This is a genomic window from Acetivibrio saccincola, assembly GCF_002844395.1.
GTDB lineage: Bacteria > Bacillota > Clostridia > Acetivibrionales > Acetivibrionaceae > Herbivorax > Herbivorax saccincola.
This window is the reverse complement of sequence record NZ_CP025197.1, coordinates 942161-964644: the sequence shown is the minus strand read 5'-3', so window position 1 is coordinate 964644 and position 22484 is coordinate 942161. Positions and strand designations below refer to the sequence as shown.

The window sequence follows — 22484 nt, the reverse complement described above, 5'->3', positions numbered from 1 at the left end:
ATCTTAACAGGATGTCATCTTCTTTTCAATTTTATATGGTATTTTATGTCTCATTCCCTACAATAACTTTACGCTAACATCATGAATTTCATGAGCGAACCTAATGCTAAGAAACTAGAAGAACTGGAAACTGGACTAGAGACCATCACCTTTGACTTCATACTAAATATGATGAAAATCTACGTGGAAAACCTTGATAAGGAGATAAAAGCCGATAAGAAATGGCGAAGAAAAAACGGCATTGTAGTAGAGCGAAATAGTGATAAACGAGAAATCTTTACAAAGTTCGGAGTGCTCACATACCACAGGACCTACTTTTACGATAAGAAAAATGATACATATATATACCTAGTCGATACAGTCTTAGGAATAGACCCCTATGATAGAATATCAACAGCGGTAGCAGCTGACATGGTAGAATACTCCGGCGATAACTCCTACGCTAAAAGCAGTCAATATACAACCGGTGGCCTGATAAGTCGGCAAACAGTAATGAACAAAACGAGAAAACTAAAGGAAGAAAAACTAAAGATGGAAGCTGAAGGGCCAAAGCGCAAAATGCAGGTTATACACATAGATGCCGATGAAGACCATGTTGCTCTGCAGAATGGCAAAAACGCCATAGTTCCACTGATTACCATATACGAAGGCACAAAAAGAATAGGAAAACGGGGAAAATGTATAAATCCCTACCACATACATGGATACGGTCAAAATCCTGAAGAAACATGGTTAAAAGTTGCCAACTACATTTATGACAGATATGACATAGACTATTTAAAGCGCATCTATATTCACGGAGATGGTGCCCTTTGGATAAAAACCGGCCAAGAATGGTTACCCAAATCCAAAATGGTCCTAGACAAATATCACCTAAACAAAGCCATCCTCAAAGCTACAGCAGGTCAAGAGCAATACAGAAAATCAATATACAGAAGTATTTACGAAGGCAATTGGATTGAATTTTGTAAACTAGTAACAGAGCTTAAGCATGGTGTTCAAAGCCCTAAAAAGCGAGAGAGAATACATGAATTTAGAACCTACATAAAAAACAACTGGGAAGCCATCACTATATACAAAGAAGAAGGAGTAAGTGGCAGCTGCACAGAGGGTCATATTAGCCATATATTATCCAGCCGTTTTAGTTCTCGACCTATGGGCTGGAGCAAGAAAGGTCTAAAAACCATAGCAGATATAAGAATCTATTGCCAAAACGGTGGGAAGATAACTCCAAATCATTTTACAAAAGTAAATTTACAATACAAGATAAAAAAAGAAACCATAAAAAAGGGCAAAGAAGTATTTAGTAAAACTACACATGAGAAATTAAACAACATACCCGCTTTTAACATGGGTAAAAAAACTCCAATATCAACAATTTTAAAGGGCATACAACGCAGCGGGTATGTGATATAGCCCGTTGTATCAAAAAGATGGGGATACCTTTAAGTTTAATTATCCTACAACAAATTGACACTATCGACAGACCATATGGTTGTTGACAAAGGACTTTTATGTGTGTTAAAATTTAGAAAGTAAATTGGAAAAATTATTTAATCAAAATTATTAATTTTAGAATACAATTAACATTAAAAATTATAAGAAAAGTGTGGTGTATAAAATCCATATGGCTGATATAGAAACAAATAAGAGCATTACCCTTGAAAATTTGCTTAGTTTAAGAAAGAAAATGTTGAGTACTGAAATAAATGAGGAAATGATAAAAATAAGTAAGTTATTTGCAGCGAATGGAATAAAAAAAGCAGGACCTATAGTTACAACTACTTTTGCAGTACTAGAAAACAATGTTCTTGATAATGATGCTATGACTAAAACTAATAAATTTGATGATAAATTTCAAACGCATCCTTCGTTTGAAAAAAGAATAAGTTGGCTGCTAAACAGCGTTCCAAATAAACAATAAGTGGATGGTAGTTGAAATTTTAGAGTAACTATTTACTAATTAATAAATAAATGTCATGAAAAAAGGTTTGATATTGTATAGATAACAAGGAATACTTAGGGTAAATCTACAAAATAACTTGAAAGAATCAAGAAGCCAGATAAAATAAAGTTTAATAATTACTCTAACAGAAGCTTTTATTACTTTTTGTACATTTCATTAGAGGAAGGGATGGGTTTAAATATGAATATTAATTGTTTGAAATGCAATAATAAGATGACAAAATCTAGAGCATCAAGTCTTTCAGGAAAACTAACATTAATAAAGGAGCCAATTAAGTATTTTACCACTAAAGAGAGTAGCATAGTAATTCCTTATGTGTGTTCACAATGTGGTTTAGTTGAGTGGTATGTTGATAAACCACAAAACTTCAATGAGAGAACATAAGTTAAGTTAGGTTTATATTTTTAAAGGTGAGGTTTAAATTGTGCTATTTAAGAAGTATTACTGTATAAAACAATATGATATAACTGACTGTGGTGCTGCATGTCTTGCCACTATCAGCAAACAGTATGGATTGAAGATTCCAATTACAAAAATTCGTGAAGTAGCCGGGACTGACAAACAAGGGACTAATGCATATGGTGTCGTTAAAGCAGCTGAACAATTAGGTTTCACGTCTAAAGCTGTACGTGGCAATAAGGAGGCTTTTTTTTCTGAATTTCCGCTTCCTGCAATTGCCCATGTAGTGGTTGATGGAAGCTTACTTCATTATGTTGTAATTCATAAAATAACAAAAAACCAAGTAGTTGTTGCTGACCCGGGAAAGGGCATTGTCAAGTATACCCTAGAAGAGTTTTTTGAAGTCTGGACAGGTGTGCTTATTTTGCTTGTACCATCAGCACAATTCAAAAAAGGCAATGAAACAAAGGGGATATTCTCACGCTTCTTCGGGTTATTGATCCCTCAAAAGAAGTTGATTATAAATATATTTCTGGCATCCCTTATTTATACTATCTTAGGGATACTGGGGTCTTTCTATTTTAAATTCATGATGGATGATATACTGCCAAACAATTTAATGAAAACATTACATATTGTTTCGGTGGGTATCATTCTCTTAAGCATTTTCAAACTTCTGTTAAATGCGTTCCGATCACATTTGCTTCTATACCTCAGTCAAAAGCTAGACATATCCTTAATCCTTGGCTATTACAACCATGTTCTTCAACTACCCATGAATTTCTTTGGAACTAGAAAAGTTGGTGAAATTATATCGAGATTTATGGATGCATCAAAGGTGAGAGAAGCCATATCTGGAGCAACACTTACAATAATGATTGATACCCTAATGGCAATAGCGGGTGGAATAATACTCTATTCTCAAAGCTCGTTTTTATTTGCCATTGCCTTCATTATGGTTATAGCCTATGCAATCATTGTATTTTCCTTTAATAAGCCTATAAGAAAAATTAACCGGGTGCAGATGGAGAACAATGCACAGCTTACATCATATTTGGTTGAGTCCTTAAATGGTATTGAAACAGTAAAGACCTTTAACGCCGAACGTAAGGCAAATATCGAAACCGAGAAAAAGTTTGTAAAGCTTTTGAAGAGCATTTTCAAAGGTGGTTGGATAAACAATCTTGAGAATTCCCTTACAGGATTTGTTGCTTCAGTAGGAGGAATTGTAATCCTTTGGGTAGGCGCATACAGCGTTATAAAGGGTGATATGTCAGTTGGACAGCTGTTGGCTTTTAATGCATTACTAGCATATTTCCTCGACCCTATAAAAAATCTGATTAACCTTCAGCCTATGATGCAGACAGCTATTGTTGCTTCTGATAGATTGGGAGAAATATTGGATTTGGAACTTGAAAAGAGTGAAAATGAAGACAAAAAAATAGCACCAAGCACACTTAAGGGATTGATAGAATTTAAAGAGTTGGATTTTCGTTACGGTACCCGACAGTATAGATAGGTATTTGCTTTTTTCATAATATCATATTAAATTCTGTTTTTCACTACTAAAATCAAAAATCATCCAAAACAATATACATTTGCTTCATTTTTAAATAATAATCCCAAAATAATATTATCTTTAAGTATTGAACCTCCTGCACAAAACAAAAAATAGCACTACAAACTTAAGGTTATAAGAATTTATTCTTTAAAACCAGTCCTCATATTTTGGCATTTCATCACAAGTTTCATAATCAGAAAAAACATTATTAGAATTGTGTTCTTCATAATTACCGTCTTTATTTTTGCCCATATTTTCATTACTTTTTTCATTGTTTCCAATTAGCAATGAATTGGCCAATATAAAATGTTCAAATTGTTGTGGTATTTTGAAATGATTAGGCGGATCATGATTCTGAATTCCCCAAAGCTTCAAATGTTTCAAAATCTTCTCGATAGTTTCTTCATCCTCTACAAACGAAATTATTCTCATTTTCCCATTGCAATATTTACATTTTAGAGGATCAACATTATAAACCTTTTGAATAAGTCTTGCCCAGTTTTTACGAAAAGCTTTTTTAGATAAATCACTACTTACAATTGCAGGTACTTTATCATCTGTCTCAGCTTTTTTCCTTTGTCCTCTACTCTTATTTGAATAATAACCATAATATCTTACAAATTGCTCTCCCTTATTTGGGATATGAGTTACCAATCGTGCTAACCAATCCAAAGCATCAAAAGCTTGAATTTCTCTGCTATTTTTACCCTTGTAAATAATTTTCCCAACTTCATTTGAACTTTCTTCTGGTGGTATGTAAAACATTCTTTCCTGAGAAATTGGAGCACGAACTACATATTGAGCAAGTTTTTCAATACTCTCCTGTTCCTCTGCGTATATTGCCTCCCCACAATAAACATTAAATCCAGTATTTTCCCAACTAAGCATGTTATCTATAATAAATTGATTAATTTTCCCCTCTTTTTTGAGCATCTTTAGTACTTCTGACTGAAAAACCTTCTCAATATCTTTTCCTTGAGGTAATACTGATTTTATAAAATCTCCGTCCCCTTTAAAACAACCATCTGTTGCAATTACATGTAAATGAGGATTAAAGTTTAAAAAATCTCCAAATGTTTGTACAGCTATAACAACACCAGGAACTGAATCTTTATCTCCAGATGAACTTTTAAGATAATCACATAAGACTTTCCATGCACATCTTGATAGTTTTGCAAGTAGCTTTCTGTCATACATAAAATAGCATCTAAGTCTTTTGGGTATACTAAAGACCCACTGCCTGTGGGAAACTTCTTTTAAAACCTCAGTGTATAAAAACTCTCCAAATTCAACTACTCTTCTCTGATGACATGAAGGACAGAACGCCCTCCGTTTACATGAAAAAGGCAATAGATACTCCTTGTTACAATCTTCACACTTAACACGGGCAAACCCTAGATGCAAATTCCCACAATCAAGGTAATCATATATAACATCTAGAATATGGGATCTCCAATAACCGTATGTATTTTGGTACCTATCATCCCACACTCTCTCCAAAACTTCAAAATTCTCTTCTACGCACCTATAATAATAATTTTTCCGTGGCTCTCTTGGAGAATATATCCCCTGATTATTCGAACTTTCATAAAGCATTAGTACTCACACTCTTAAAACATATATAGAACAAATGTTCTATATATGTTTTAACACAAATATTGTATTATGTAAATCTTTTTATCATAAAATAGTAATAAAGAAAATTGTAGAGTTGGGTAAGCTTATAAAGCCTGTTCAGGCAAATCAGACTTTAGGTAGCAGTCTACCGCATAAAAATGTACAAGTTGAACCTTCTATATTGTCAAAAGATACACAAATAACCGGTATAAATAAGATGAGTTCGACGGAAAAGAAGGCTTCAGTTTTTTCAAATATACCGACAGAAGAAGATTTGAAAGAGACTTCAGAAGCTCAATTTACAGAAGAAATAAAAGAGTTGGCTGAGAGTTTAAATTCTGTTATAGAGATTTATGAATATGTCCGGAATAATATAAATTTCGAGGCATATTACGGGTCGAGAAAAGGTGCAGTGGGAACCCTTGACCAAATGGCAGGGAATGATATTGACCAGGCATCGCTTCTTATTTCCCTTCTTCGATATAAAGGAATTCCTGCTCGATATGTGAGAGGAACAATTGAGATACCTGTAGAGAAGGTGATGGGATGAACTGGAGGGGAAACACCACAGGATGCAGTGAGAATTCTGGCATCTCTTGGAATACCAACAGTTTCTGTCGTCAGTGGCGGAAAGATATCTCACGTCAGAACAGAACACGTATGGGTTGAAGCTTATGTGCCTTATCAGTACTACAGGGGTGCAGGACCTATGAAGGGCCAAAAAATATGGGTTCCTTTAGATCCGAGCTTCAAACAGCATGAAAAAATTGAAGGCCTTGACTTGAGCAGCATTATAGACATTGATACAGAAGCTTCAATAGAGGGTTTTAAGGATGGCATCATTGTATCAGATAAATTGCTTTCAGTTTCAAGAGTAAATGTCCAGAGCGTTTCAGAAAAGATAGAGAATGTAGATGCTAAAATTGAAGAATTTATTAATCAAAAGGGTTTGGAAAAAATAAAGAGTGAGGAATTAATTGGAGGGAAAAGGATTATTCCTCAAGACCTTGATATGCTGCCTCTCTCACTTCCATATAAGGTTGATGCTGTATATGAGAAGACAAGTGTTGTGCCAAAAGAATTGAGAGAGAATATATCAGCTTTCATTTTGTTATATGCTCTTTGCAATATCTCGCTTGATAGATCCATTAAACGAACCGAACCTACCGATAGCCCTTTAATTCTATTAAGCGTGTATTTATATTTTTCCTTTGTATTTATTTTTGTTAGCGTTGGTTCTTTGTATAGTTCATACCATTTTTTGCAGTAGGAGTATAGCGATTCGTTTGACAGGGATACATATTTGCCCCTATTTAGAGCACTTAACTCATCTTGCATAAAGGCAATTGCATCTTTTTTCTTAGAAAAATATGAAGCCTTCTGTATCCTTTTTCCGTTCTCATCTATACTTACGTCATACCGTACTTGATATTTTTTAAGTCTTTTAATATAGGTCAATGATCCTTCACCTTTTGACCTCCTCATTTATTCCACCTCTTTTTTTTGTATTTTTCTCTAAAACTCCTAACGCTCCTATTTCTTCTAGGTTAACCTAAGGCCATCCGAATCCCTGAATCCCCCCGTTAATATACTTATAATATAGTTGTTTATAAAATGCTGTAACCCTTGAAACCAAAGGGTTTTAGCAGTATATTTTTATTGTTTTCCCCCTCTAAATAGTGTAAAATATAGTTGACAAATCCAATTTTTCCACAAAAAAAGGAGGAAAACAAATGGTAAAACTTTTTAATCAAATTTCACTTTCTGACACTTTTGAAGAATGTAAAGATATCTATCAAAATGATAAACCCAAATTTCTTGAGTTACTCACTGAGCATCTTGATTTATCTTCTTTAATTCCTCAGGAATTCTACTGGGCTTACCACAAACATTTAGGACGAAATAGAGATTACTCTATCGCTTCTATGCTTTCAGCCTTAATATTACAGAAACTACTCGGGATTCCTACAGTCTCACTTTTAATAATTTTTCTTACTCTGTGCAAAGAAGCCCGTGAATTTTGTGGCCTTTCCAAAGTTCCTGACAATTCTCAGTTCACTCGTTTTAAACAAGATTTTGTTTCACATCTCGAAAATTTCTTTAATCATCTTGTAGATATTACTGAGCCTATTTGTCAGAAAATAGACCCTACTCTTGCATCAACTATCGCTTATGATACTTCCGGTATCGAAGCTTAAGTTAATTTAAGAACTAAGTTCTTTATTCCAGTAATTACAAATCAATACTTATGGGCAAAACATTATTAGTATTTTTGTCCATGGGTATTGAGTATAAATAATCCAATTCTAAAACCAAATAACTACTACTAGACCTCTACAGTTCGGAAGTTTCATTCTAAAATATGGTGCTAATGTAGAGATTAAATTTTGCAAATCAGTTTTTGGCAAAAACTTCACTTCACTCCTTTCAATGTATATAATCTCAAGCAGAATCTTTGAGTTTAGAGGTTGCTTTTTTGTTATAAAGCTTTTTTGCTAAAGAAGGATTCCTATGTTCAATAGTTGCTTGTAAAATTAAACCCATAATTTTTTTCAACATTATAACAATACAGCACAATGCAACTCTTGCAGCATACGCTTCTAAAGTTCGAAGCCTTAAATTGGACATACCTGTCCATTCTTTACCATAACCATTAGTTCTCTCAGATGATGTCCTCAATGCCTTTATCTTTTTATACTTCTTTGTGCCCCTTGGAATTTCAAGTATTAATCGAGGCAGTTCCTTTATTGTCATCCATTTTGTATACCCACACTTGTTTTTTCTATAACTACATTTACAAAGTTTGTCTAAATCCTTACTTTTCAAACACTGCTTATTACATGTGTTCTTTAATGCATTTCTAGAAGAATCAAATCCATTAGGTGTACATACTCTGCCGCAGGGAGCATATGGATAACCATTTTGGTTATATCCTCTTTTTTTCATGCTTTTCTCATCAAGCTTTTCACGTCTTTTGTTGTAGTCTATTATAGGTTTTCCATTGCCATTGCGTATATATGAATATACATACTCGTAATCATAGCCACTGTCTAACACTTGATACTCTGTTTTAAAGCTTACATGCCTTTTAAGCTCTTGATGCAGGTTAACAAATGTTTGTGCCTCACTGATATTTCCCGAACCTGTTATTACTGCAACTGGTATTTCAAGATTAAATTCAGCTTCTATACTTGTAATTATTACCGCCTTATATCCAAATACTTTTTCTGTCTTGCTTGGATTATCTTTACTACGCCTATATCCTATTCTTGCAGATACATCTTTACATGATTTGGGACATTCAAATATCAATTTTTCATTTTGATCAAGTCTAATAGCACAGGATATTACTTCAAGACTATATCCATCAGGTGATTTGAAACTTTCTCCAAATATACTGCGAAGATATTTACTGTGTGCTTTAAATTCAGATATAGTTCCTTTAATAACACGGAGCTTTATTATTGAAAAAGTCCCTATATTTTCTATTAATGCATCCTTGTCTTTTTTCTTAACCATTTCAATTATTTTTTGTATTATTTCAGTTCTTGGACACTGCATTTTCATTACTGCTACAGCTGATTTTTTATCCTTTTCTTCTATCTCTTTAACTGCTCCGTTTATGCTTGTATTTACGTCATCAACTATACTTTCAGGACAAGAAATACATTTACAGCAGTCTTCCATATAATTACACCCTCTGTATCTTGCAAATGCTTTTAACAGAGTTCCGTCAGTGCAGAGTATTTTACCTGATATGATTTCTACCATTGTAAATATCTGTACTAAAAAATTCATTATATCCTTGAATTTTTCTTCTCCCAACCTGTCTCTAAAGTTGTGAAGAGTGGCATCAGTTGGAACATTTTCAGCATCAATGCCTGTATAATATCTGTATTGAGCACCTTTTTCCTTATCCTCTAAGTCCTTCAAGAAATCTGGGTAGTATTGATACCTTTCCCATATTTTTATTACTTCTAAGAGTATTAGTGAAACTGGGTCATAACAATTTCCACCTTCAACACTATAACAATCAGCTATCAGACTTCTCACAAATGTAAAATCTATCAAACTAAACAATAGACGTAATAAACCACCTTTAATACTTCCGTCTTTATCAATATGAATCTTAAATTCTCTGTACACATAACTTGAGAGTAGTCTTTCGGGTTCTTTAGGAAATTCAACTTTTAGCTGGGTTGAAAGTTTTTCAATAGCTTGCCTAACTTCTTTCCTTATATTACTAAGCCAAAACCTCTTTACTTTTTTATTCAAATACATTATCATATCCCCCATGTTCTGAGTTTGCTTTTTAGAATAGGGGTTGGCATGATAAGTGTCAACCTTTATTTTTTTCCATAAGGTGCAAGCATGTATGAACTTTTGGGTTGATTTAATTTTCTATGTCCAATAAAATATACATATATCATTGTTTGCAAGTTCTTAAATTAACTTAAGCTTTTGTAACCGAGAATAATCCCAAGTTCATTAATTCTATTATAAAAAAGCTTAAGGCTTTCTATAAAAACAATCCAGACGTTGATGTCTACAAAATGGCTTATGGCCTTATGCCTTCTTGTGCATCTGCCAATGAAGAAATTAAGCAGCTTTACATAAACGGCTATTTCTGTTATGTTTACAAGTTTGGCATTATCACTAATGGCCTTGGTATTCCAAGAAATATAACCTTTTTAGATAATGATTTCAAGCAAAAACACCCTGAAATGCAGATTGATAAAAAATCAGATTCTCCTGATGAAGATAAATCTATTAGTGATTCAAAATCCCTTAAACCAGTACTTACAGACTTCTTCAATCTTCACCCGGATTTTAAGCCTCATACCTTTCTAGGGGACTCTATTTTTGATACCTATGCCACTTATCCCTTGCTTCTAGGTGATTTTAAATTCAAAAGAGCTCTAATCCCTCTAAACTCAAGAAACTCCAATCCTGACATCCCTGAAATTAAGTACGATGTAAACGGATGGCCACTTTGCTTTAAAGATCCATCAGTAACTATGAAACCCTTTGGATGGACCCGGGAAGCAGGACGTAGTGATAGATTTAAATGGCGGTGTCCCCTTGTAAAAAGAATTAATGGCAAATGGATTACATCCTGTGAAAACCCCTGTAACGGAAAGCCTTGTGGAAGAATAACTTACACATCTCCTGCTCAAGACCAACGCATGTATCCAGGTGCAATACGTGGCTCTGAAGAATGGATTTCGGATTACAAAATCAGAGTTGTAGTCGAAAAAAATATCCAGTATTTAAAAGAGCCCATGGCCTGTGGCAAGCTTAAAACAAGAGATAATCAAACAATCAAGGCGGACTTATACATCGCAGGCATTACACAGTTGATAACTGTAATCCTTGCAGATAAAATACATGAGCATAAGTAATGCTCCTAAAAGTGTTTCTATTTATAGAAAAGAGATATTTTTAGAAATACAGGCTGAAAATAAAAAGGCTGCCGATGTAAAGTCGGTAGACCTGAAGAATTTGTTGAAATAAACACAATTGGTTGACAAAAAGCAATAAAATGTTTTTTTGATTATTATTTTCGCTTTGAGTAAAGGTGGCTTTGCTCTTTCGCACTACTGTATGGGGATTGGTAATGTCTCTGCTAGTAACTCCTTAATTGGTATCCCAGAAATTCTCTGACATATTAATAACGTCATCATTAGAGAATTCTTTGGTAATATCAATAGTAGGGGTGGGAGACGGTATAGTCTTTTCGTCGGTATCCCAGAAATTTTCGGATTTATTAATAACGTCATCGTTAGAGAATTCTTTGGTAATATCAATAGTAGGGGTGGGAGACGGAATGCTCTTTTCATCGGTATCCCGGAAATTTTCGGATTTATTAATAACGTCATCGTCAGAGAATTCTTTGGTAATATCAATAGTAGGGGTGGGAGACGGAATGCTCTTTTCGTCGGTATCCCAGAAATTTTCGGATTTATTAACAACGTCATCGTCAGAGAATTCTTTGGTAATATCAATAGTAGGGGTGGGAGACGGTATAGTCTTTTCGTCGGTATCCCAGAAATTTTCGGATTTATTAATAACGTCATCGTCAGAGAATTCTTTAGTAATATCTACATTGTCAGAGGAATCTAAGTCAGCTTTATACTTGCATGATACAATCAACAATACAACTATTAATAGAATTGGAAATATAGAGAACTTCATGAACTTATCCTCCTTTATTATTGCTGATTAGCAATATCTTAATTACATTAATATTATATACTACTTATAAGTGAAATGCAATTTTTATTTACATATTATAACTGAAGAGTTGCAATAGTGTTGAAATAGTAAAAACTTATTTGAGCGACTTCTTTATTTCTGAATAATGATTATTTCTTATTTCCAAAGAATTGCTAAAATTTTACCAAAAAATCTATTGTATATATTATAATTTTATGGTATAATATACATGATGTTTTTCCACATATATACAACTACAATTAAATACTTATTTCTAAAGTGTAGTTTGAGTAATTTGATGGTATTAAAATTTTTATTTTTCAGTGAGATACAAAATAACTGGTGAAAGCCAGTGAAATAAAGATTTTGATCAAAATTTAATTATGTTTTAATATAATATTAAAAGATATTAAAAGGGGAGATAAAAATGAATCACAGTATTAAAAAAGTTGTATCATTCTTATTAGTTTTTACTATCCTTATTACAACCTGTACTACGGTTCTTGCTTCCACAGGTACAAGTGGCAGTATTACCGGAGGTGTAATAGACTTAAGAGTAATGATACTGGATGACACAGATTCAACCGACAAGTACGGTCAGGATCCAAGTGACATAGTTGAAAAGGTAAAGGAAAGTTTTATTGAAGCTTCAAATTACTTGTATGAAGCTACATAGGGACAGAACAGATTTGGCAAAATAACAATTTATGTTCCGGCAGCAAGAGAAGGCGGATGGCCTGAAATTCAAGGTGCACTTCCAATGGACAATTTTAACCCTGAAGATTCTGATGTTTATATAAGACCCGGAAGAGGAGCGTCTGCTAATCTTGCGGGATTTATGGGTTCAAAAGAATCGCACATGTATATTGGAATTGACAAGGCATTTGATACTAATGGAACTCATTCATTAGGGAAAACGATTGTACATGAGTTTGGACACTATGGTTACGGCCTGGGAGATGAGTATTGTGATTATGAAACCAAAAATGGAAGAAGTTATCAGGTGTTCGGCACACTTAATGCTGATGGGAGTATTACGTGGAACACTTGTGAATCGCAGGCCAGTATGTTAATGAGAGATTCTAACGGCAATACAATTACAGAAGTTGTACAAGGAGAGAATTATAGACCGAGTTATAATTCTAATGGTGCTAAAGCAAGTATTATGTGGATACAGCATGAAAGCAGCATAGTAGATTTTTGCGATAGCAGCCATAATTCATCGGCTCCCAGTCATCATAACAGAATTCATGGAAACAAATCTTGTTGGGAAGTAATGGTTGAAAATAAGAAATTTAATTTAACTGCTCCTGGGGGAAATATTCAACCAATTGAAAAGAAAGATCCGGTGTTTGAAGTAAGGCAAAATAATAAATGGAACGATATAGCTTTAGTTATCGACAAATCAGGGTCGATGAGAGGATCAAAAATTCAATTAGCCAAAGGTGCAGCGAAAATGTTTGTAGACTGTTTAGAGCTTCCGCAAGAAGGACAGTTGGGAGACGGCATTAGTGTTGTTTCTTTTGAGAACAGTGCAACATTGAATCATTCATTGACAAGAGTAGCTACGATATCGGATAAGAGTGCCATAAAATCAAAAATCGATAATATTTCTTCGGGTGGAGGAACCAATATAGGAGCTGGCTTATGGAATGCCTTAAATGACATGATATCTAAAGACTACAGAAAAGGTGCAGGAGCTATTATACTTTTATCAGACGGGCAAGCTTCTCTACCATCGACAGAGATTTCCATGCTTCAATCCGAAGGTATACCTGTATATACTATCGGAGTGGGAAGTGGAGCTGATGCGAATTTACTGACTAGTATTGCTAAAGAAACAGGAGGAGAATACTATTTTGTTTCTTCTGCTGGTGATATTAGCATGATTTACAAGACAATAAAGAATAAGTTAAGTATCTTTGACAGGCTAATAAAATTCATACGTAGAGTATTTAGTTCTATGGAAGAATCAACCGAAGTTGTTTTTGTAGATAGCTCAATGAAACAGGCAGTATTTACAATAAGTTCGGTAAATGCAGGTAATGTTTCTTTCACATTAAAAGCTCCGGATGGTACTATTTATTCTCCGGACAGCACAAATGGTGCATCTTATATGATTGAAGATACATATCAGATATATATAATAGATAATCCCCAGATAGGTGCTTGGGAGGTTAATATCAAAAACAATTCTCAAGCCAATACGGAGATTTCCTTTGATTTTTCAGGTAGAACAACTCTGTCTCTTCAAGGTAGTACAGATGATATTACATATACTTATCCGACTCCCGTTAAGATAACAGCATTATTAAGCAAAAACGGAAAGCCCGTGATAAATGCAAATGTGTATGCAAAAGTAATAGCACCTGACAACTCAGAAACAATTGTAACTCTTTATGATAATGGTCAGATGGGCGACCTTATGCCGGGAGATGGTTTATATACAGCCTTTTTCTCGGAATTCAAAGGTGATGGGGGATATCAGATATCAATCCATGCTAATAATGATGATTTAAAGGCCATAGAAGGTGAGGCTTTTGTTGATATTGAGCCTGACGAAAACGGAATGGTGAATGTGCCGGAAGTAGTTTATTTAAATGAAAATTTCACCAGGAGTCTCACTCTTCCCACCATAACTGTCAGTGGAACTTCCAACCAGGTAAGTATTGTGCAGCTTGACAATGATGTGTATACGTTGGATGAATCGAATCAGAGTGCTTTAGTGACTGTTCGAAGGAGTGGTAACCTGCGTGGAACTATGAGTGTAGATTATTCTACAAAAGACGGATCGGCAGTTGCTGATGTTGATTATGCTGCTCCCAGCGGAACACTGACTTTTGAAGCCGGAGAGGCTGAAAAAACAATTGAAATAAAATTACTTAAAGTACCTTCACAGAATGAAGCAAGAACCAAGAATTTTAAATTAACTTTGGAAAATCCGGTTAATGCTGTGCTAGGGGTACCTTCTGTTGCGGAAATATATATTAATAGAATAAAGCTTTCAAATAATGCAGATCTTAAGAACCTTGTAACCGATTGTGGTTCTTTTGATAAGCCTTTTTCACCTGATGTAACTGACTATAAGATTTCTGTTCCATATAGTACCGATAAGATTAGTGTAACTGCTTCAGTATATGATATTCGTTCTAAATTGACTATCAATGGAAATCCTGTTTTATCGGGATATCCCTCCGCAGGTATTGACTTGAATACAGGTACAAACAAGATTCCCGTTGTGGTTACAGCTGAAAACGGTGAAACAAAAAAAACATACATGATAACAGTTTATAGGGCTTCAAAGCCATCCGGTGGTACTTCTTCCGGCTCAAAAAATACTCCTGAACCTACTTCAACACCTACGCAGTCTCCTACGCCTACCCAGACATCTACACCTACATCTACACCGACTGCCACGCCGGATATTACGGAGAAACCGATTGAAGATATTCCGGGAATAAGTGGAACCGATGCAGAAGGACATTGGGCTGAACCATATATATTAGATTTGCTTGGCAAAGGCATTATAAATAAGTATCCGGACGGTTCTATAAAGCCTGATTCCGAAATAACAAGAGCAGAAGCTGTCACGATACTTGTTAACAGCTTAAATTTAAAAGCCCAAAATCCGGATAAATTAGATTTTTCTGATGCGGATGAAATTCCTGAATGGGTTAGAGAGGCTGTGGCTGCGGCGCAAGAAAATGGAATTATAAAGGGATTTGAAGATAAGAGCTTCAGGGCTGACAGCAAACTGACCAGGAATCAGGCCTGTGCCATGATAATGAATGCGTTTAATTTGGGAATTTCAGAAGGAGAAACCGATTTTGAAGATGATAAGGATATAGCCCTATGGGCAAAAGGCTTTGTTAAAAAGGCTAATGAGTTAGGAATAATTAAAGGATATGAGAATAACTATTTCTTGCCAGAAAGAATCGTCACAAGAGCAGAAATGTTCACAATGATTTACCATACGATGAAGATTGTTAATGCGGAATAAATATATTATTGTATGATGAGTATAGCAATTTAGCGGTTTTAAAATAATTTTCAAAAAGCTAAGTTCATAATAAGATATGAATTATGAACTTAGCTTTTTTAACTAATATTGCACGGATGACAGGCTTTTTGCTATTAAAATGGCAGCTTGAAACATAAGGTACATTTTAGTAATATTATATTAGTGGAATTAGAATAATTTTGAAACAGTAATATGGGAGGATTGGATAATGAACATGAAAAAATTTTTATTGATGACCGTAGCGGTTGTTATGATTATGTCAAGCTTGTTAGTAAATGCAAAGAGTATTGAGGATATAGTAGGAAAGGATCCGGATATAAACAAGGTAAATGAAAAGTTGGAGGAGCTTCAAAAATATACAGTGGAAAAGTTTTCTGATGTTAAATCCGATTCATGGTTTTTAAGCAGTGTATCAAAGCTTACGGCTTTAAAAGGGGATAGATAGGTATTTGCTTTTTTCATAATATCATATTAAATTCTGTTTTTCACTACTAAAATCAAAAATCATCCAAAACAATATACATTTGCTTCATTTTTAAATAATAATCCCAAAATAATATTATCTTTAAGTATTGAACCTCCTGCACAAAACAAAAAATAGCACTACAAACTTAAGGTTATAAGAATTTATTCTTTAAAACCAGTCCTCATATTTTGGCATTTCATCACAAGTTTCATAATCAGGAAAAACATTATTAGAATTGTGTTCTTCATAATTACCGTCTTTATTTTTGCCCATATTTTCATTACTTTTTTCATTGTTTCCAATTAGCAATGAATTGGCCAATATAAAATGTTCAAATTGTTGTGGTATTTTGAAATGATTAGGCGGATCATGATTCTGAATTCCCCAAAGCTTCAAATGTTTCAAAATCTTCTCGATAGTTTCTTCATCCTCTACAAACGAAATTATTCTCATTTTCCCATTGCAATATTTACATTTTAGAGGATCAACATTATAAACCTTTTGAATAAGTCTTGCCCAGTTTTTACGAAAAGCTTTTTTAGATAAATCACTACTTACAATTGCAGGTACTTTATCATCTATCTCAGCTTTTTTCCTTTGTCCTCTACTCTTATTTGAATAATAACCATAACATCTTACAAATTGCTCTCCCTTATTTGGGATATGAGTTACCAATCGTGCTAACCAATCCAAAGCATCAAAAGCTTGAATTTCTCTGCTATTTTTACCCTTGTAAATAATTTTCCCAACTTCATTTGAACTTTCTTCTGGTGGTATGTAAAACATTCTTTCCTGAGAAATTGGAGCACGAACTACATATTGAGCAAGTTTTTCAATACTCTCCTGTTCCTCTGCGTATATTGCCTCCCCACAATAAACATTAAATCCAGTATTTTCCCAACTAAGCATGTTATCTATAATAAATTGATTAATTTTCCCCTCTTTTTTGAGCATCTTTAGTACTTCTGACTGAAAAACCTTCTCAATATCTTTTCCTTGAGGTAATACTGATTTTATAAAATCTCCGTCCCCTTTAAAACAACCATCTGTTGCAATTACATGTAAATGAGGATTAAAGTTTAAAAAATCTCCAAATGTTTGTACAGCTATAACAACACCAGGAACTGAATCTTTATCTCCAGATGAACTTTTAAGATAATCACATAAGACTTTCCATGCACATCTTGATAGTTTTGCAAGTAGCTTTCTGTCATACATAAAATAGCATCTAAGTCTTTTGGGTATACTAAAGACCCACTGCCTGTGGGAAACTTCTTTTAAAACCTCAGTGTATAAAAACTCTCCAAATTCAACTACTCTTCTCTGATGACATGAAGGACAGAACGCCCTCCGTTTACATGAAAAAGGCAATAGATACTCCTTGTTACAATCTTCACACTTAACACGGGCAAACCCTAGATGCAAATTCCCACAATCAAGGTAATCATATATAACATCTAGAATATGGGATCTCCAATAACCGTATGTATTTTGGTACCTATCATCCCACACTCTCTCCAAAACTTCAAAATTCTCTTCTACGCACCTATAATAATAATTTTTCCGTGGCTCTCTTGGAGAATATATCCCCTGATTATTCGAACTTTCATAAAGCATTAGTACTCACACTCTTAAAACATATATAGAACAAATGTTCTATATATGTTTTAACACAAATATTGTATTATGTAAATCTTTTTATCATAAAGTAGTAATAAAGAAGATTGTAGAGTTGGGTAAGCTTATAAAGCCTGTTCAGGCAAATCAGACTTTAGGTAGCAGTCTACCGCATAAAAATGTACAAGTTGAACCTTCTATATTGTCAAAAGATACACAAATAACCGGTATAAATAAGATGAGTTCGACGGAAAAGAAGGCTTCAGTTTTTTCAAATATACCGGCAGAAGAAGATTTGAAAGAGACTTCAGAAGCTCAATTTACAGAAGAAATAAAAGAGTTGGCTGAGAGTTTAAATGTAAGCGTAAAAGAATTAACGGATATAAATACTAAAAAATTTGCTATACAATTGAATTATCAAAAGTATAGGGGGTTTTTTAATTGAATCAAATAGAGACAAATGAATATTGGAAGGATATTTTAGAAAAATTCTCAAAATATGAAGGAACAATATCTGGTTTTTGTAGAGAGTATGATGTAAATATCCATAGGTTATATTATCAAAGAAAAAAACTAAGGAAGAAAAACGAATCAATATTTCATGCTATTAATTTAAATGGTAGGAAAAATAAAATAGAGAACTCACCTGATGTAAAAAATAATCTTAACCCATCTAATGAAATAAGAATAGAAATTGGAAAGGCTAAAATATATATATCTAATTCAGATGAGTTATCTTTATCAAATGCACTAAAGGAGATAGTAAGAAGTTGTTAAATATTAATGAGATAGATACTGTATATTTAGCTAGTGGTGTCACGGACTTAAGAAAAAGTATAGATGGGTTAATGGTTATAATAAAGATGGAGCTTAAGCTAGATCCTTATGAAAAGGCACTATTTGTTTTTTGTAACAGACAGATGAACAAACTAAAAGTATTACACTTTGATAATGTGTAAATTTTCAAATTAAATTAGATAATATTTTCAAATTATTTTAGGTCAATTTTACCACAAATTAGTGAATATTTTCAAATTAAAATAGGAACGCGATAATCAAATTTTCAAATTCCAGTAGGATTCAAAATAAAATTTGGAAAAATAAGTATTGCATAACACTTTCAAATTTGTATAATAAAAATGAGCAGATTAACTGCTCTTAAAATTTTAATCAAAATATTGATAATAGAAAACTTTTAAGTATAAATTCAATAAGTTCACAACATTTATTACTTAAACGGTTTATAACCGTTGTACTAAGGCTGCCGGTTAAAGATAAAAGTATTTTAGATATCAAAATCTTTTTGTCCTTGGTATACGATTTCTTCATCTACATGCTTTTGCTTTATTGAACAAGCATACATAAGGCTTGAGGTTGCAAGACTGTTAACAAGGCGGGGTACGCCTTTTGATGCAGAATAAATAGCTTCAATTGCAGCCTGGGTAAATATATTTTCATGTAAACCGGCAGACTTTAGCCTTGTAAAAATATAGTCTGAAAGTTCCTCAGGCTTTAACCCCTGCATTACGTATTTTACGGCTATACGCTGCTTTAAAGGTGCATTTACCGCTAACTGTAATTTGTTCCTGATTTGCGATTGCCCCGACAATATTAATATAAAAGGATTTTCAGAGTCCATTTTAAAGTTAAATAAAAGCCTTAATTCTTCAAGTATGCTGTTTGACAGCATCTGTACCTCGTCAAGGATAATAACCGGAGTAATTTTTTGATTATAGTACAAAGACATTATTGCTTGTTGTATCTGATGAAACATTGTAACCTTCTTATGTGAAGGCACTTCTCCTAAAGATATTAAAAGACCCCGGTAAAAATCCATAACGGTAACTGTTGAGAGAGAAAAATAGCAGGGTTTGTAAAGTCCCGGATTTAACCCGGCTGAAAATTTTCTTAAGGCGGTGGATTTTCCCATTCCCGGTTCACCGACTAAAAGAAACATTCCCCGGATGTTTTGAATATATTTAAATCTTGAATTTAATTCCTTAATATCTTCACTTTCATAAACATCAGAAATATCAATTTCTTTTCCAAAAGGATTGTATTTTAGTCCAAAAAACTGTCTGAACATAATTATTTCTCTCCTTCCATAATTGTTTTAAATGAAATTGTTTGTTTTGATTTAGGCATGTCAGCATGTGTTACAGATACTTCGTTATTTTGTAAATCCACTATTAACTCAGAATTTTTAGGTCTGCCCCTTCGTTTCATATGGGCATTGTCATGAAAATTAACCTGCAAGGCTTCACCGATTTTCTTGCCTTCATAGTATATGAATACCGGCCAAAAAGGTATGTCAAGCCGTTGAGGGTCATATCTGACTTCAACTCTTAAACCTGCAAACTTAATGTCAGTTTCATACAGTATATTGTTTATGGAAAATGTGCCGTCATGGTTAATTTTGCGTTTTACACGTAAAAGAAGCTTTTCTTCTAACTGTGCAGGGTCAGTACATTGTTTTATTCTTGAAGCCTGTGACATAAAAAAGTCTAACGGTGTTACCCCTTTAAGTGATGAATGAGGCTTCTTATGGTAATCCTCATCAAGCCATTTCCAAAACTCAAAATTCAGGTCTTCTAAACTCTTAATTTTATTCATATTAAGTTGGGATAAAAATCTTTTTCTAACTGTTAAAAAGAACCTTTCTATTTTTCCCCGGCTATGTGCAACAAAGGGTTTCGAATGTATAAGAGCGCATCCTACGTCCGCGCACATAAATTCAAACTGCTGTGAACGGTAAATCTTCCCATTGTCCGTATAGAGCAAGGAAGGTATGCCTCTTTTTAACACCGCTTCTTTAAATGAATGCCTTAACGATTCTAAATTTTGTGTATAGTAAAATTCTCCGTGAGGTACAAGTCTTGATGCATCATCTATATATGCTAATAAGTATGTGGCTCTTTTCTTCCTGCCTTCCTGTATGTAAGGTCCATACATTAAATCCCCATACCACAACTCATTTATATATTGATGTGCAAATCTTTTAATTTCTTTTTTCTCTTCAGTTTCATAAATGCTTTCATGATTTGAAAATTTTAAAAACCTGTATAGTGTGGTAAGTGATATTTGCCCTTCTTTTAATATGCCTTTTTTTATTAGTTTATCATAGATGATTGTAGTAGGCGCTTTAGGATATTTTCTTTTCGTCTCAAGGATTTTTTCAGCAAGTTCTGTATCTATTTTTCTACAATTACCCCTGTCTTTCCGGTATCCGGGTTTTAATGCATCCAATCCTCCACGCATGTAATCACAGTACCAGGACTCTATTGTTTTAGGTGAATATTTTCTTATGCCATAGTGTGGCATTTCTACGGGTTTTGATGAAATTTGAGCATAATAGTCCTTACGATTATTCACTTGTCCATTTAGGATCGGACTTATCAGTGAAAATCTTTTTAACGCAATGGCATTTCTTACCTCTTCACTTAACATATTCCTGACCTCCTGTTGCATTTTTAGGAAGCCATGACCGGTCAGGCTGTTCTTTACCACGGATGTTACCATAGTTATTTGCTCAAGTAAAGGAAAATATGGTGTTGCGGTTGATTTCATTAAAAATTTTTCATAAGACGCTTTTTAAAATCCTATTTTAATGTTATAATCATGCTGCAAGAAATGTTTTAGCGGTAGCTTGATAGTATTTTTGAGAGAATAGTTGAATGTTGGGGAATTCTCTTACTACTATTGCTAAAACGTTTCTTGCTTTTTCTGTGTTTCCAAGTGTTTCATCCGGTAATTTCACTTTGTGTATTATTTGTCTTAATCCATTTTGTATTGTATTGAGATTTTTAATGAATTTTTTTCTGTAATAGTATAGAATTTGCCTTGAAAACTGTACGTTGTTTTTTAGATTTAGTTGTTTTATAACTGAATTAATACTACCTTTACGATAAAATAAATTATATATGTATTCAAAAATATGATTTATTGCATTAATAAATCCGGGTAAACAAAAGTTAGGAATATATGATATGGTGCATCCACATAGAGGACATATATAGCGTCTGATTACTATTTTCCCTTTATATTCTTTTGAGTAATAATATCTTTCATAGAAGCCATGTTTGCGGAAACTAACTAATTTATTGCATTTTGGATTGTGACATCTTTTAGTTGGTGGCGGTGGAAAAGGATAATTTCTCCCAAGTTTAATATATTCATGAATTCCTTCATGAACATTGAAGATATATTGCATTTTTACATCACCCTCCGCAATATATTATAAAAAATAATCCTACTGTAAAGTGAAAATATTTTTTCAAATTGCGGTAGGGTTAAAAATTTTTTTCACCTATTTTAATGTGATAAAATAAGGGTAGATTTACCTAAATTAAAATGAAAATCTACAACAATGGATTTTGGTTGTATTACTACCGATTAGAAGAAAATAAATTTAAATGGCCAATGACAAAAAATGAGGCTCTTAAAGTAGACGTAGACGAGTTAAAGTGGTTATTAAAAGGATATGAAGTAAGAACAACTTCAAAATTTAAATCCGTCAAAGGTAGAAAATATTTTTAAAAATTTTACAAACAAAACCCTTTAAAAGCTGGTAATATAAAGGGTTTTGTGATATAATATAGTTATAAAAAATAAGAGATTAGAG

At 33.5% G+C, this 22484-nt stretch carries 20 protein-coding genes and 3 pseudogenes; 15 read left to right on the top strand and 8 right to left on the bottom strand.

What is annotated here, in order from left to right; translation table 11 throughout:
* The first annotated feature begins 90 nt into the window (after window positions 1-90).
* The 3 genes and pseudogenes from HVS_RS04335 to HVS_RS04320 all read left to right on the top strand — a co-directional run.
* The gene (locus HVS_RS04335) at window positions 91-1416 is read left to right on the top strand and encodes an ISLre2 family transposase (RefSeq protein WP_159063382.1); all 1326 of its coding nucleotides are present in this window, start codon (window positions 91-93) and stop codon (window positions 1414-1416) included.
* Between the two features lie 211 nt (window positions 1417-1627).
* The gene (locus HVS_RS04330; protein ID WP_101299591.1) at window positions 1628-1924 is read left to right on the top strand and encodes a hypothetical protein; all 297 of its coding nucleotides are present in this window, start codon (window positions 1628-1630) and stop codon (window positions 1922-1924) included.
* Between the two features lie 466 nt (window positions 1925-2390).
* Window positions 2391-3875: pseudogene (locus HVS_RS04320) on the top strand (peptidase domain-containing ABC transporter); the annotation flags it as partial.
* Window positions 3876-4073: 198 nt separating this feature from the next.
* Here the strand turns inward: HVS_RS04320 and HVS_RS04315 are convergent.
* Window positions 4074-5522, bottom strand: a complete 1449-nt coding sequence (locus HVS_RS04315; protein ID WP_101299585.1) for an IS91 family transposase — start codon at window positions 5520-5522, stop codon at window positions 4074-4076.
* Window positions 5523-5556: 34 nt separating this feature from the next.
* Between HVS_RS04315 and HVS_RS04310 the strand changes: the two genes are divergently transcribed.
* Together HVS_RS04310 and HVS_RS17040 are read left to right on the top strand one after the other, a co-directional pair.
* The gene (locus tag HVS_RS04310; RefSeq protein WP_101299583.1) at window positions 5557-6093 is read left to right on the top strand and encodes a transglutaminase-like domain-containing protein; all 537 of its coding nucleotides are present in this window, start codon (window positions 5557-5559) and stop codon (window positions 6091-6093) included.
* Between the two features lie 27 nt (window positions 6094-6120).
* Complete coding sequence (locus HVS_RS17040) at window positions 6121-6813, top strand: transglutaminase-like domain-containing protein (protein WP_242971679.1); 693 nt, start codon at window positions 6121-6123, stop codon at window positions 6811-6813.
* A gap of 107 nt (window positions 6814-6920) precedes the next feature.
* Here the strand turns inward: HVS_RS17040 and HVS_RS17720 are convergent.
* Window positions 6921-7028 (bottom strand): annotated as a pseudogene (locus HVS_RS17720) (hypothetical protein); the annotation flags it as partial.
* A 248-nt stretch (window positions 7029-7276) separates the two neighbouring features.
* Between HVS_RS17720 and HVS_RS04300 the strand changes: the two are divergent.
* On the top strand, window positions 7277-7741 hold the full coding sequence (locus tag HVS_RS04300; RefSeq protein ID WP_242971678.1) for a transposase: 465 nt from the start codon (window positions 7277-7279) through the stop codon (window positions 7739-7741).
* 244 nt (window positions 7742-7985) lie between these two features.
* Here HVS_RS04300 and HVS_RS04295 read toward each other — a convergent pair whose 3' ends face one another.
* The gene (locus tag HVS_RS04295) at window positions 7986-9824 is read right to left on the bottom strand and encodes a transposase (protein ID WP_159063380.1); all 1839 of its coding nucleotides are present in this window, start codon (window positions 9822-9824) and stop codon (window positions 7986-7988) included.
* A 272-nt stretch (window positions 9825-10096) separates the two neighbouring features.
* Between HVS_RS04295 and HVS_RS04290 the strand changes: the two genes are divergently transcribed.
* Window positions 10097-10945: a hypothetical protein gene (locus tag HVS_RS04290; RefSeq protein ID WP_207654801.1), complete on the top strand. Its 849-nt coding sequence runs from the start codon at window positions 10097-10099 to the stop codon at window positions 10943-10945.
* Window positions 10944-11057, top strand: a pseudogene (locus tag HVS_RS17505) (carbon storage regulator CsrA); the annotation flags it as partial. The gene HVS_RS04290 and the pseudogene HVS_RS17505, both read left to right, overlap by 2 nt.
* 123 nt (window positions 11058-11180) lie before the next feature.
* Here HVS_RS17505 and HVS_RS04280 read toward each other — a convergent pair.
* Window positions 11181-11738, bottom strand: a complete 558-nt coding sequence (locus HVS_RS04280; protein ID WP_101299579.1) for a hypothetical protein — start codon at window positions 11736-11738, stop codon at window positions 11181-11183.
* A gap of 448 nt (window positions 11739-12186) precedes the next feature.
* Here HVS_RS04280 and HVS_RS04275 point away from each other — a divergent pair, with 448 nt between their 5' ends.
* The 3 genes from HVS_RS04275 to HVS_RS04265 all read left to right on the top strand — a co-directional run bounded on the left by HVS_RS04275 (window position 12187) and on the right by HVS_RS04265 (window position 16225).
* Complete coding sequence (locus HVS_RS04275; protein WP_101299577.1) at window positions 12187-12435, top strand: hypothetical protein; 249 nt, start codon at window positions 12187-12189, stop codon at window positions 12433-12435.
* Between the two features lie 84 nt (window positions 12436-12519).
* Window positions 12520-15759, top strand: a complete 3240-nt coding sequence (locus HVS_RS04270; protein WP_101299575.1) for an S-layer homology domain-containing protein — start codon at window positions 12520-12522, stop codon at window positions 15757-15759.
* A 229-nt stretch (window positions 15760-15988) separates the two neighbouring features.
* Window positions 15989-16225, top strand: a complete 237-nt coding sequence (locus HVS_RS04265; protein ID WP_101299573.1) for a hypothetical protein — start codon at window positions 15989-15991, stop codon at window positions 16223-16225.
* A gap of 189 nt (window positions 16226-16414) precedes the next feature.
* Here the strand turns inward: HVS_RS04265 and HVS_RS04260 are convergent, their stop codons facing one another.
* Window positions 16415-17863, bottom strand: a complete 1449-nt coding sequence (locus HVS_RS04260) for an IS91 family transposase (protein WP_101299571.1) — start codon at window positions 17861-17863, stop codon at window positions 16415-16417.
* A gap of 34 nt (window positions 17864-17897) precedes the next feature.
* On the opposite strand from HVS_RS04260, the gene HVS_RS04255 reads away from it, so the two are divergent.
* The 3 genes from HVS_RS04255 (at window position 17898) to tnpB (HVS_RS17035) (ending at window position 18822) form a co-directional block, all read left to right on the top strand.
* The gene (locus tag HVS_RS04255) at window positions 17898-18308 is read left to right on the top strand and encodes a hypothetical protein (RefSeq protein ID WP_159063379.1); all 411 of its coding nucleotides are present in this window, start codon (window positions 17898-17900) and stop codon (window positions 18306-18308) included.
* The gene (tnpA, locus tag HVS_RS04250; RefSeq protein ID WP_101299566.1) at window positions 18305-18640 is read left to right on the top strand and encodes an IS66 family insertion sequence element accessory protein TnpA; all 336 of its coding nucleotides are present in this window, start codon (window positions 18305-18307) and stop codon (window positions 18638-18640) included. The genes HVS_RS04255 and tnpA overlap by 4 nt, the downstream gene beginning before the upstream one ends.
* Window positions 18641-18711: 71 nt before the next feature.
* Window positions 18712-18822: a transposase gene (gene tnpB, locus HVS_RS17035; protein WP_242971723.1), complete on the top strand. Its 111-nt coding sequence runs from the start codon at window positions 18712-18714 to the stop codon at window positions 18820-18822.
* 326 nt (window positions 18823-19148) lie between these two features.
* On the opposite strand, the gene HVS_RS04240 is transcribed toward tnpB (HVS_RS17035), so the two are convergent.
* The 3 genes from HVS_RS04240 to HVS_RS04230 form a co-directional block, all read right to left on the bottom strand.
* Window positions 19149-19949, bottom strand: a complete 801-nt coding sequence (locus HVS_RS04240; protein ID WP_101299048.1) for an ExeA family protein — start codon at window positions 19947-19949, stop codon at window positions 19149-19151.
* Between the two features lie 2 nt (window positions 19950-19951).
* Complete coding sequence (locus HVS_RS04235) at window positions 19952-21310, bottom strand: DDE-type integrase/transposase/recombinase (RefSeq protein WP_101299562.1); 1359 nt, start codon at window positions 21308-21310, stop codon at window positions 19952-19954.
* Between the two features lie 169 nt (window positions 21311-21479).
* Entirely contained in the window at window positions 21480-22073 is a 594-nt protein-coding gene (locus HVS_RS04230; protein ID WP_101298571.1) for a hypothetical protein, read from the bottom strand.
* Window positions 22074-22213: 140 nt separating this feature from the next.
* On the opposite strand from HVS_RS04230, the gene tnpB (HVS_RS04225) reads away from it, so the two are divergent.
* A complete protein-coding gene (gene tnpB, locus HVS_RS04225; protein ID WP_101299560.1) occupies window positions 22214-22399 on the top strand; it encodes an IS66 family insertion sequence element accessory protein TnpB in 186 nt (61 codons plus the stop codon).
* Window positions 22400-22484 lie beyond the last annotated feature (85 nt).